The following is a 12,228-nucleotide window of genomic DNA, read 5'->3' on the forward strand; positions in this document are numbered from 1 at the left end:
CGACAGCGGCGCTGGTCGGGCCGGGCCCGATCACCGCAGACCGGCCTGAGGATCGGCGTGACCGGTGTGGATGTCGCGGGGGTGGGTGTCGCGGAAGCCGTGCGCCGCCAAACCCGAGGTCCGGGCCTGGAAGCCGTCGGCGACCACCGCAGCCAGTTCAAGAACCGCATCGCGGGTGGCCGGGGCGAGGGCGGCCAGGTCGATGATGTCCCCGGTCGCCAAGTGCGGGTCGGCGGGAAGCTCCACCACCGCCCGCACCCGCGAGGCGAAGTAGTCGACGATGACGCTGTCATCGACATACCGCGACGCCCGGTCACAGGACAGGACCACGACGGCGTCAGCGACCAGGTCCCGATACGGAAACCGGCCGGAAGAGTCCTGGTGGGTGGCCAGCCACTGCAGTGTCCGCGCCGCGCGTGACGCCCCGTCCTTGGTCGGCGCGCCCACCACGACCAGCGCATCAGCGTGCCGCAGCGTTCCCTGCATCGCCGAATGCACCAGGCCGGTGCCGCAGTCGGTGAGCAGCAACTCGTGATAGACCGACAACAGTCGCAGTACGGCCTCGTAGTCGCGGGCGGAGAACATCTCCGACAACGCCGGCTCCTGCTCCGAGGTCAGCACACGCAGGCGACCGGCGAGGTGGGTGTAACCCGACAACTGCGTCGACGACTGGACCCGATCCAGATCGTGGAGCAAGTCCCGCACCGTCCGCCGCCCAGCCTGCACCTCCCCGACCAGACGGTCGCCCAACGTGCCGGCATCGGGATTGGCATCGATCGCGATGACCCGGTCACCGCGGTACTCGGCCATCGCCAACCCGAGCAGCGAGGTCACCGTCGTCTTCCCGACACCACCCTTGATCGACCCGACCGCGACGCTGAACGGCCCCGACAGTGGTGTCGTGACCCGCCGGACCTGGTCTTTCAGGCGCAGCTCGGTAGCGGACAAACCCGGATTCCAGCGGCCGCCCGACAGCGCGTGGACCGCGGCGCGCCAGCCGTGTGTCGGCGCCGCCAGCTTCGGCCGCACCACATCAGCGAACACACCACCATCAGAGAAACCCGCGTCCAGACCGGCAGCGACACCGGGGGCGTCGGCGGCGTCGACGCTCCAGAGCGCCGCCGACACCGGCGGCGCCTGCGGCGCGGCTACCGGCCGACCCGGCTGCAGGCCAGCGCCGGAACCGGCAGCCAACAGCTGCTCCGGAGACTCGTCCGGAACCGGCCGCTCGACCGGGACCACAGGAACCGGCGACTCTGCCGTACCCGGGGAGCCGGGAGCAGCCCACGCCGCAGCACCATCAGCCAGCCACGACGGCGTCTCACCCGCCGACGTCTTCTCCGAGGTCTGCTCCGGCACCGGTACATGGTTGCTCGATGACATCAGCGCTCACCTGCCTGTTCACCAGCAGGTCCGGACAGCAGACCGGGATCGACGACCAGACGACCGTCCTCACCAGCGCGGGTGACCGGCACCGTCATCCGCACCCACCACGCCTGGGCCGCAGCCCACGCCGAGTCCGCCTCCGGCGGCGCACACGAGCGCCCGATCATCCCCGCCGGCTCCACCACCTCACCGCGCTCACCGTCGTTCTCGGGATGGCCATCGGCCCCGGCTACTGCTCCAGCACGGACATACGACGTCACACGGACAACGACCTCGACGAACACCACCGTCGCCGAGCGGCGGTAGATCCGCCCCGGCAACGGGGAATCCGCCCGCTGCCGGCCCGAACCCGACCAGCCCCACGTGCTGGCCTGCGCATCCGCGAGAACCTCACGCAGCACCTCCGTCCGCCGCCACGGCGCGTCCTGATCGAAGGACTGGAAGTCACACGCGAACCGGCCGGCGAACGCCGCCGCCTCCACATCCGAGACCGGCTCCCACGAGCGCACCGCCCGCAGAAACGACGACTCTGCGGGTACCTGAGTGAGTGTCGGGCGGGCCTGCGGCTCTGGCTGCGGGAGCGCCTCGTCGAACGTGATGCGCGGTTTCGCGACCTCGACATCGGTAGCTGGCATCGCGGAAAGCGTTTCTTGCCCCGCCGACGTCGGGAGAGCTGGTCGGCGCCGGGGGGCGATGACGTGTACAGAGGCCGCCCCGTCGGCGGGAAGAGCCGCCTCGAGCCCTGTCGTGGCTGCGCTAGTGCAGACATCAGCGACGAGGCCTGGCGCAGACTCCCACGGCGCCGACCGCTCCTCCGCAGCAAGCCGAGCTCGTCGAGGCATCAGGCCGGCCCGCCGCAGCCGGAAACAAACAGAGAGCGGGGTACTGCCCGACTCGAAGCGGTCATCGCGCACCTCTCTCGCGTGAGGATGCAAACTATAGACAGGGCTCCGCCGGACGTGCAAGGCTCAACGGACATATCGCAAGTAGCTACAGAAATCCTAGGTGAACTGCCTAGACGTAGGATCTAGCCTTGACCAGCGAGGGCCAGCACTGCTAGATTTGTAACTATAGTTAGAGTCGCGGGAGTGACATGATGGGAATCGTCTTCGCCCGACCGGGCTCAGCACTGCTGCTCGGCAGCTGCGAGGGTCGCGTGCGATGACGCAACCACCAGGCGGCACGCTATCTGGAAGACTTCGCTTCCTGTCGTCGACCGTCCTGAGGTTGGATCGCAGATCGCGAGGGCTGGCCGACGACTCTCTGTGGCCGGACCCCGAGGCTCGCAGAGTGCTTGACCAGGCGGCGGCGGGAAGCAATCTCGTGCTGACCAACGAACAGGCCGTACGGGTCGCGGTGGGGATTGGCATCCCCGCAGATTCCCTGACCGCCCCGGCGGAACGATGGAGCCTAGTCGAAAGTTGCTTTCGGCGCCTCATGGCGCTACGCGCCCATGATGAGAGATGGCTCGCCACTCTCTTGGAGTCTGACGAAATAACCTTCCCCTCGTCCTCTTCAAGAAAAGAGGTTCACGATATGAACATGGCATTCTGGAGTGTCCCTCGTTGTTACAGAGGCCCCTGGCCCCGACTGAGTCAGGCGCGAATCAATTCTCGCCGACACGGTGCCACCCGGAACGCGCCAAACTCTGCAACTGAGCATCTATCCGATGTAGATGTACTTGAACGCTGCTCCAGTATGATCGCAGCTCTCAATGAATCTATCGGCCCGTTTGACGGCTCGATCCGGGAGTATCTGACAAGACTGGAAGCGCATCGGGGGCGGCCCATAAGGGTGCGGACCTTCCTATTTAGGGAGCTCAAGGAAAGCGAGTGTGGAATATTCATCCCTCGGCGAACCTACGACGAGATCGGGTTTCCGTTGGATGCTCCGCACGCAACTCACATAATTTTGCACGAAGTTGGACACATGGTATTTGATCATGCGGAGGCACGGAATCCAGAGGAGTCCCCACTCTTTCGGAGCATGGCTAGTATCGCACCCGAAGCGCTAGCGGTATATCTTGGGAGGAGCGTTTACGAGTGCCGGTCGGAAAGAGAAGCGGAGGCGTTCGCATCATTACTATCTGCCGAGAGTGCAACGTCGAGGTCAAGACCCAAGAAGCCAGCCGCAGTGAATGACTCCGTAGCCCTCAGAATCAGGGGTACCTTTGGCGGCTGAAAATACAGGAGAAGAGCGATAAGTTGAAGTGGATTCGCTACATCACAACATTTACGAGGGAGTGTCGTTGGACATGCCAGAGAACCAGACTCGGAAACTGGCAAGCGGTCCGAGCGATTCGTTTGCGGACCGTTTGAACTATTTGTTCGACAACCTTTACCCCGTCGGGCGCGGGCCCTATTCGAACGCCGAGGTCGCAGCCGGAGTGGAGCGAGCCGGATATAAGGTGACAAGCCACTACCTGTGGATGCTCCGCACTCGGCGACGCACCAACCCGACCCTAGATCTTCTAGGCGCTTTGGCGAAGTTCTTCGGAATCCCAGCAGGATACTTCTTCGACTGCGAAGAAGCGGGAGATATCAAAAAGCAGCTTGAAATCCTAGAGGAGGCTCGGGCCGCTCAGGTCAAGGAGATCTTCTTCCGCAGTACTGAAATTGAGGAGCAGGATCGAGCAGTTATCTTGCGCATCTTGCGCAGCTTCTCGGCTAGGAAAAATTCCAGCCCAGAGAGGTCGGGATAAGTCCTCGGCGACACCGAGTTCGATGCCACGCCCTTCGCTTCAACGTAGAAGAATGCGATCAAGAGATGTCTCCTGCGCTAGTTGCTAACACCACCGTGTACTACCTTTTCCCCGCGGTCTGTTTCAGCGTCGCAGCGATACGCTGGGCACATTACAGACGCGCAGCGGATAAGACTACGCCGCCCGAATTCCGAGCAATGTTGTTTTACATGACGAGTCTGGGTCTCGCGGTGGCCGTTATGGCCCCGCCCAGTCGAGGGCTCATCGACACCATCTATCCCAACATTTCCCAGCTCTTGGGTAATGTCTTGGTTCTTGTGGCGGGGCTGAGTGTTACTGCCGTAGTAGCGTTCAGCCAGATGGACTTGGCATCTGCGTGGCGGCTAATCCTGCGGCGAGGAGCGCTCCTGGCGGCCGCCGCGGTCGGAATGGCGGGGTGCTTCACTGTCACTCGTATCAACGAGGCCGTGTTTTTGGTTCCCCACCTGCATCCTTCAGTAATAACGTATTACGCACTGTATAGTGTCGGGTTCGGGTGGGCGATAATCGGCCTCACCGCACTCCTCTCCAGACAGCTCCGCCTGGAGCCTGAGTCATGGCGCCGCGTCAGCCTGCATCTTCATCGCACTGTATGTGTCATAGTGCTGATCTACCTGGCTGGTCGTTTGTGGAGCGTCGGGGCTCATGCCGTCGGGCTGCTCCCAGAGTGGGGCACTGCCCACAAGGACTCACTTGAACTCGTCATCAGCACGATACTTCCGTTGTGTGCTCTGATCCTCGGTGCCCTTGGTTGGCTCTCGCGATTCTGGGCTCCCCAGTTCGTTGAATTCATCGGCCGTAAGCGAACAGAATATCGGCATCGATATCTATACCGCCGGCTCAAGCCGCTGTGGGAACTGATCGCCCAAGGCGACCTCAGGGACCTGTATTTTGCTGCACGACACCATCCGTCTGTCAGCCCCACGACCCGCTTGTGCGGAAGGGTCATTGAAATCTGCGACGTCGAACTTCGAGCTTCCCGTCATGTGACTGACGCCGAGAAAGACGTTGCAGTTGCCGTTGAGATTGCCGCCGGACGCGGGTATCTCGGCGTGTCCGCCCTCAGCGACGCCTTCGTCCTCGCGAAAGGAGTGTCCATCGAACAACAACAGCTCCAGGAGGAGGAGGAGGAGGAGGAGGAGGAGGAGGAGGAGGAGGAGGACCTTCCTGAGGCTGACGCTATTCCTGCCATTGACATAGAAGTCCAAGTGCAGCGACTGCTACGCGTCCACCGGGCTCTTCAGGCGTCGCCAGAGTTCCAAAGGATGCTCGCTTCGCCCTTGTCAGGTGCGCGAGTGAACCTGACAGGAAATCAGCAAACTATGTAGAGTAGCGTTCCGCAAACTATGACATGTCCTGATCAGGCACCGCGCCGCAGTCACACAGTCATCGACCGGGTCGCTCGGGTGCTGACTGAGATTCTAGCCCCATCCGTGGTGATCATGGTGTTACCGTTGGGGCTCGCCTGGGTCGTCACGAAAGCGCTGCTACCTACGTTGGGATGGGGACTGCTCATCGCGCTCACAAGCAGCATCCTGCCGATGATAGTGATCATCTGGGGTGCCCGCACAGGCCGGTGGGATGGGCATCATGTCCGTAACCGGCGGGGGCGACTGGTCCCGCTGCTCGCCGTTATTGGATTCAGCGCGATCGGCCTAGTTCTGCTCATCGTATTCCGCGCGCCGTGGCCCCTGATCGCTCTTGATATCACGTTCCTGGCCACACTGTTCGTGACGAGCGCAATCACGCTCAAATGGAAAGTATCGATCCACGCTGCTGTGGCCATGAGCGCTGTTGCGATCATGGCGATTGCAAGCGGTCCTGAATGGTGGTTCGCGACGCTACTGGTGGGCGCAGTAGGGTGGTCCCGTGTGCATCTTCAGGATCACACGACTGCACAGGTCATCGTCGGTGCGTTGACTGGAATGCTCGCCGCTGGATTGTTCGCGCTATTAACACAGTAGAAGGCTCGGGGCGCAGCACCGAATCTCATCGCTCGTGACGCGCAGGAACCACGGGGCAGGCCCCGTGGTTCCTGCTACTCGTCTGTGCTGAAACGTTCCTCGCCTGGAGTGTGTTCTACGTTCGGATCTTCTCCGTTGCCAGCTCGGAGGAGCGCTTGAGCCACCGCACGGTTCAACGCTGCGTACTGGTTCCGGCTGAGTTGTCCGCCGCAGGCACTGACGTGGCTGGCACAAACTTCACGTAAATCTACCTCCAGCTCCACCTGTGAGACGACATGTTCGACCGCGGCAGGATCGTTGAAAAAATATGCAGGACTCACCTTATACAGATCAGCTAAAGCCTGGATCATGCGTGCGGACGGATTCGGTTTAGTGCCGAGCCGGATCTCGGAGTAATATCCTTCGGTGATCGCTGCACCCGCTGCGGTCATCTCCACGACCGCGGCCTTCGCCGTCCACCGCTCCCCGCTGCGCTGCACCTTGTTGCTCTGCAGATAACGCAGTTTTTCTGGCACACTCGCATCCGCCGCCGGCGGTTTCTCGCGGGGCCGTACCGGCCGCTGCGCCGCGGCCCCCGACCGCCGTTTCCGTTTCGTTGGTGCAGTCCTGGCAGCGTTGTTGTCGATCGTAGTGGCGGCCGACTTCTGTTCCTTGGACGTCGTCGGTTCTCCTCTGGTCATACCTGTGCTCTGCTCTTCCTCATCGCCCACGAAAATATCACGTCCCTCTCGCCGCAACGCATAAAATCGTAGAAGGTTTCTATTTCAGGCCGTGGCTGCGGTGCTGACCGAGGCTGGGCGAGTCGCGCTGGTCGAAATAGCGCTGACGGGATGTTTCTTCGGCCCGAACCCGTTCACGAGCCCCAGCGTCTGTCTGCCGCGTCACGAGAGAAGTACCGGAGTCGACGGGCACGGAGGAGCGACGACGGGCATGCTGTTGTTCCTGATCCTGCGCGGTGGCGCTGAACCGAGACCCGTCCTCAGCTGGCGCAGAAACCACCGGGCTGCGACCCCGCCGGTGTAGCTCCTCTGCCGCGTGCCGGGCGTCCTCGGCGAGGTCACGGACACCGGTGTACCAGCCGGTGCGCCGCTCGTGTGCTGCCGTCCACGTCTCGACCTGGTCGTGAGCGAGCGCGGCCAGGGTCTGCGCGGTCCGGGCGTTGATCTCGGCCAGCTCCCGCGCCGCCGCGCCACCGGTCGGGTTGTCCCGTGCCGCGGCCGCGAGGTGCGCGCTGACCCGCGCGTCGTGCAGCCGCTCGTGCGCCGCCCACAACTGCTCGGCGGCATAGATCGGGGCGCCGGCGTGCACGCGTTCCCAGGTCTGGACCTTCTCCGCCAGCACCGCGTCCGGTAGCCGCCGATGCTCCACCAACGCGGCATCCACGCCGAGGGCGGCGACCGCCCGGGTCCACCACGCCCGGGCATAGACGTCATCAGCTGCCGGCGCCGGCCCCAGACTGGCCGCGGTATCAGCGATCCCGCTGTATTCCCGGTACCCGGCCGCGACACCCGCGCGGCGCACCCACTCCGACCACTCGCCGGTACCGGGCCCGGGCACCGCGCCGAGCGCTTCGACCGCCCACCCGGGTGCCTGCTCAGCGGCCTGCCGGCCCAGCTGGGCGATCCGGTCGACGATCAACGGAGCCAACAGGTTCCGCTGCTGATCATGAACGTTGTTACCGGTCACTGTCCACGACTCGAACCGGCCCGCGCCGCCGACCGGGTCCTCCGGCACCCTCCTCGACACCGCACCCGCGATCCGCCAGCGCAGCACATCCGACACCGACTCGGCGCTATCGAGTTCCCGCGAGCCCGCAACCTGGGACAGGAGCCGGAACGGGTCATGCCCGGCCAACTCCGACTCCGCGAGGACCGCCAGCAGCGACCCGCGACCGCCCTCAGCCTCGACCCGGGCCGCGTTCACCGCACCCAACGCCCCCGTCAGAAGCCGGCCGGCCCGTTCACGGTGCTGCATCCGGGCCAGGTCGAACCAATCCCCGGCCAGCGTCACCAACGACCGCGCCTGATCCTGCGCCTCGGCACGGGCAGCCACCGCCGAGGTCTGCGCCCCACTGAACTCAATCACCGCCGAAAACCGCGACCTCGCCGTCTCCGCTAGCGCCTGCGGATCATGAGCATCCGCCGGGCGGGCGGCGACCAGCCACACATGATTCTCCACCCGGCCCCGGGTGATCGCCGGATACACCGCGTCCCGGCCCATCCCCTCACCGATCACCGCATGCCCGGTGTCAACCGTCAACGACTGCGCCGCATGCACCGTCCCCGCATAAGCCAACCGCAAATACTGAGCGGCATAAGCAGCGGGGAAAAACGCCGTCACACCCTGCCCATCACGCCCCAACAGAAAGTGATCACCATTGCCATCCCGGGTCTCACCGACGATGGTGTAGACCTCCCGGTTGGTGACCTGCGCACACCGATGCCCCCCACGGGCACCAGCCGGGAGGTCCACCCGCACACTGCGGTCGTTGAGTCGAGCCTGGACCCGATCACCGACCGACACTGCCTGACCACCCGGTTCAACACCGTGCACCCGCCCGACCGGGGCCGGGTCGACACGACCGAGGCCGATCAGTTGCTCCCGCAACCGCCTCGAGAGCTGCGCGGCCTGCTCATTGCCCGCCACGATCAGCAACGACGAACGGCCGGCGACGGTGTCGGCCAGCCACGACCGCGACGCACCCGTCTCCATCTCCTCCACCGAGCCCGCGTGCAACCGACCCCGGGACAGATACTCCGCGACCGCCGCCGTGTCCCCCGCCCGAACCTGCAGTGACGCCGCCCTCTCCCAGTCCTGGGCGAACCGGTGCACCGTCTGCAACTCGACCACCGACGACGCCGTACCCACCAGATGGGAGAACAACCCGCCCGCACCGACCGCGCCCAACTGCTCCGGGTCCCCGGTCAACACGACCTTCGCACCCGCCTCAGCAGCAAGGCTCGTGATCAGGTGCAGATCGACGGTGGAAGTCATCCCCGCCTCATCGACGACCACCAGATCTCCCACGAAGAACCGATCACGGACCTGCCCGTCCTCTCCGGGGGTGAACCGCCCCGCGAACACCGCAGTGTTGATCGCGTCGATGTGAGCGTCGGCGAGGTTGTTCGCCGCGATCTGCGACGTCGTCAACCCCCACACCCGCCCCCCGACCTCACGGGACCACACCTGCGCCAGCGCCGACATGGTGCGCGACTTCCCCGCACCCGCCGGACCGACGACGACATCCCCTGCGACCCGGGAGGTCAGCACCGTCAAGGCGGCGTGGACCTGATCGTCGCTCAGGCCGTGCCCGGACAGCTCCGCCCGCACCCCCGCAGCCTTCCCAGGTGCCAGACCGACATCCAGCGGCCCCGACACCCGCGCGACCACGGCCTCCTCACGCCCGAGATGCGCCGCCGAGGTGTAACGCTCACGATGCGCCCCCCGCAGGACATACCCGCCGGCCCCGACCACCCTCGACCCGTCAGCGTCCACCCGCCCGCCCCGCTCCCGGCGCAACCCATCCGGGATCGGCGCGGGCTCGGTCATCGACACCTGCACCACATCCGGTCGGCCCACCGCCTCCCGAGCAAGATCGAACAACGCCGCACCGCGTTCAGACTCCGACGCCCCCGCCAACCCGAGAACCTCCCACCGATCCCCGACCTGCGCCTTGACCGCCAGGGCCAGGTTCCCGATGTCCCACACCGCATACAACGCCGACACCCGCTCTACCGCCGCCGACAACACCGCATCCCGATCAACCGGCTCATCGACGCTGACACCGCCACCCACCGCAGCTTCCGCAGCTCCCGACAACACCTCGACCGCAGCATCAGCATGCGCGCGCGCCCACCGCGCCAACGCCCGCGGCCCCGCATCGGCTGACTTCGGCGCACGCGTCTCCAACGACGCCAACCGCGCCACACGATGCAACACCGCAGCCGACAACTCCCCACCCCCAGCCCGCGCCGACAGCTCCGCTTTCATCGCCGCGACACGGTCCTCAAGCTGCTTCGTCCGCGTCGACGCCGCATCCATCAACGCCTGATCGATCCCCGCGATCTCCCGGGCGAACCCATCCGGACGATCCCGCCACCCCACACCCAACTCAGCCGTCAAACGCTGCTCCAAGGACTGCTGATAGACCGCGTCCACCGCCTGCTTCAGCCCACGAAAAGACGCCCCATCCAACGCGCCGACCTTCCCCCCAGAAGTCGAGGTGCGATTCAGCAACGCCGCATGCGTGTGCAGATGCGGCTCATCCTCACGATTCGTCGAATGCGCCCACAACGACCACGTCGTCCCCGAACCCTGCTCGAACACCCCCATACCCGCCACCGACCGCGGACCCGAATGACGACCCGTCCTCGTCACCGCCACCCGCGCATCCGCAAACGACACCGCCGACTCCACCGCCGACTCATGCGCCCCACGAACCTTCTCCGCAGCCTCGGTCGCACCCGCCGCGATCAACGCCGCGTAATACACACTCACCGACTTCGGCGCCGCGAACACCCAGTCGTAATACGCCACCGACCGGCGCCCATCCGACTCCGCCGACCGACGGACCTCCTCCACCCGCTCCGCGCTTGGCGAGCCCTTCTCCCGACCCAGAGCCCGCTCGACACGCTGCTCCGCCGACAGATACTTCCGAGGCCGAGACCCAATGAACACCGGATCCCTCTCCGACGAATCCGGATGCCGCAACTGCCCGAACACCGCACGAACGTCATCCGCCGCGACCGTCTCGCCCGAGGCGAACGACAGGCCAAGCCCAGCCATCCCCGTACCGAACCAACGACCCGCCGACTCCCCCTGAGCCACCGCCTTCGCGTAATAACCAGGCCCGTCCACAGTCTCCCCCCGGGACTCGTGCGCGGCGCAACCCGACCCACGCACCAGGTACTCCACCGCACCCGCACCCACCGCGATCACCCGCAACACACCGGCCACCCTACCCCACCCAGCCGAAGATCATCAGATGATGCATAGGTCCTGTCCTTGACTTTGATCTTGGGGTGGGCTTCACTGTGCGCAGGCAGCCGGACCCACGGCGGCGTCACGGAGCGACTGCGGCCGGTCCGGATCGGAGTCGACGAGGGACGGCACACAGGAGGCACCGCGAGCCGGGGAGGTGGGCGTGGAGGAGGTGGACCCGGACGCATTCGCGGCCGCGCAAGCCGCCCGATTCACCGGCCGGCGACTACGGATCGGCCGCTCCCCGATCACCCACGACATCGCCTGGAAAGGCTGGCTCGGTGACCTCACCCTGCCTATACCGGCCTGCAACCAGGGCTGGGCCGGACTCGCCGCGGCCAACGACCTCACCGCCACCGCCACCCCCGCGAACTGCCGAAAATGCGCACTCGTCACGAGGCGAACACGTTCCGCGCCCCCACTCCAAACCACCCTGTTCAACCTAGACACTCCCCGATAAAATCCGCGCCGAAACATTCGCCAGGCCAGCAGAAAAAACGACATAAAAACCCATTGAGAATCCACATCAACACACTGGCGACGACCCGCTGGAGAGTGGACGAAACACAACGGAATGCGAATGCATGCTCCAGATGGCGGCACCTATAATGCGGGAAGGTGGATCCATATGATCCCCGGCAACTCCTGGACCAAGGACGACCTGTGGGGAGATGGGATCACCGGCGGATTCGACGATGGCCTGGCAGATGCCGACACCTGGGTCCGTCTCCAGGTTCTCGCGCTACGGGCGGATGGCTTAAGTACCCGTGAGATCAGCGAGCTCTTCAGTTTGGATCATTCCTACGTTGCGGCACTCTGGGCGCGCTCCGAGGAACTCGGCGAATGGAACCGCGCACAAAAGATCCGTTTCGTCCAGCAACTCAACAACAGTCACCGGATCGCGAAGATCAAAAAGGATGCGGCGACCTGGCCCCGGCCGACATCGCGCCGCCAGCGGCGGCAGCGCATCGTCGCCCTCTACGAACGCGGTCTGACCTGTCGCGCCATCGCTGACCTCACCGGTGACGGCATCGTCAACATCGCCCGCCACACCAGCAGCGCCGTCCGCCGCGGCGAGATGGAAGGCTGACAATCTCCAACACCTCGACCACCTCCGAGGTGCGACGAGCCGGCATGCCGCCGCCGCCGAGTTCCGTC

8 protein-coding genes are annotated in these 12,228 nt (G+C 65.1%); 4 read left to right on the top strand and 4 right to left on the bottom strand.

The window, feature by feature from the left end:
- Positions 1-30 precede the first annotated feature (30 nt).
- Positions 31-1,359 (bottom strand): MinD/ParA family protein, encoded by a 1,329-nt coding sequence (locus Ae717Ps2_RS29780; RefSeq protein WP_233147836.1) that lies wholly within the window; start codon positions 1,357-1,359, stop codon positions 31-33.
- A gap of 23 nt (positions 1,360-1,382) precedes the next feature.
- On the bottom strand, positions 1,383-1,868 hold the full coding sequence (locus Ae717Ps2_RS29785) for a hypothetical protein (protein WP_158071572.1): 486 nt from the start codon (positions 1,866-1,868) through the stop codon (positions 1,383-1,385).
- 1,772 nt (positions 1,869-3,640) lie between these two features.
- Between Ae717Ps2_RS29785 and Ae717Ps2_RS36610 the strand changes: the two genes are divergently transcribed.
- The 3 genes from Ae717Ps2_RS36610 (at position 3,641) to Ae717Ps2_RS29800 (ending at position 6,090) form a co-directional block, all read left to right on the top strand.
- Positions 3,641-4,087, top strand: a complete 447-nt coding sequence (locus Ae717Ps2_RS36610) for a hypothetical protein (protein ID WP_075334481.1) — start codon at positions 3,641-3,643, stop codon at positions 4,085-4,087.
- A gap of 209 nt (positions 4,088-4,296) precedes the next feature.
- Positions 4,297-5,454, top strand: a complete 1,158-nt coding sequence (locus tag Ae717Ps2_RS29795) for a DUF6545 domain-containing protein (protein WP_143510653.1) — start codon at positions 4,297-4,299, stop codon at positions 5,452-5,454.
- Between the two features lie 114 nt (positions 5,455-5,568).
- The gene (locus Ae717Ps2_RS29800) at positions 5,569-6,090 is read left to right on the top strand and encodes a hypothetical protein (protein ID WP_369804889.1); all 522 of its coding nucleotides are present in this window, start codon (positions 5,569-5,571) and stop codon (positions 6,088-6,090) included.
- A 74-nt stretch (positions 6,091-6,164) separates the two neighbouring features.
- Here the strand turns inward: Ae717Ps2_RS29800 and Ae717Ps2_RS36615 are convergent, their stop codons facing one another.
- Both Ae717Ps2_RS36615 and mobF read right to left on the bottom strand, forming a co-directional pair.
- Positions 6,165-6,800, bottom strand: a complete 636-nt coding sequence (locus tag Ae717Ps2_RS36615) for a hypothetical protein (protein ID WP_143510655.1) — start codon at positions 6,798-6,800, stop codon at positions 6,165-6,167.
- Between the two features lie 49 nt (positions 6,801-6,849).
- Positions 6,850-11,037 carry a MobF family relaxase gene (gene mobF, locus Ae717Ps2_RS29805; RefSeq protein WP_075334473.1) on the bottom strand — a complete coding sequence of 1,396 codons (4,188 nt, stop codon included), beginning with the start codon at positions 11,035-11,037 and terminating at the stop codon, positions 6,850-6,852.
- Positions 11,038-11,698: 661 nt separating this feature from the next.
- Between mobF and Ae717Ps2_RS29810 the strand changes: the two genes are divergently transcribed.
- Positions 11,699-12,160 carry a hypothetical protein gene (locus tag Ae717Ps2_RS29810; protein WP_075334452.1) on the top strand — a complete coding sequence of 154 codons (462 nt, stop codon included), beginning with the start codon at positions 11,699-11,701 and terminating at the stop codon, positions 12,158-12,160.
- Positions 12,161-12,228 lie beyond the last annotated feature (68 nt).

Origin of the sequence: Pseudonocardia sp. Ae717_Ps2 (assembly GCF_001932475.1) — a bacterium.
GTDB lineage: Bacteria > Actinomycetota > Actinomycetes > Mycobacteriales > Pseudonocardiaceae > Pseudonocardia.

Excerpts from the sequence above, each read along its gene's own strand:
- Ae717Ps2_RS29795 (WP_143510653.1), top strand. The coding sequence starts at position 4,297 with ATGACGAGTCTGGGTCTCGCGGTGGCCGTTATGGCCCCGCCCAGTCGA.
- Ae717Ps2_RS29800 (WP_369804889.1), top strand. The coding sequence starts at position 5,569 with ATGGTGTTACCGTTGGGGCTCGCCTGGGTCGTCACGAAAGCGCTGCTA.
- Ae717Ps2_RS36610 (WP_075334481.1), top strand. The coding sequence starts at position 3,641 with ATGCCAGAGAACCAGACTCGGAAACTGGCAAGCGGTCCGAGCGATTCG.
- Ae717Ps2_RS29810 (WP_075334452.1), top strand. The coding sequence starts at position 11,699 with ATGATCCCCGGCAACTCCTGGACCAAGGACGACCTGTGGGGAGATGGG.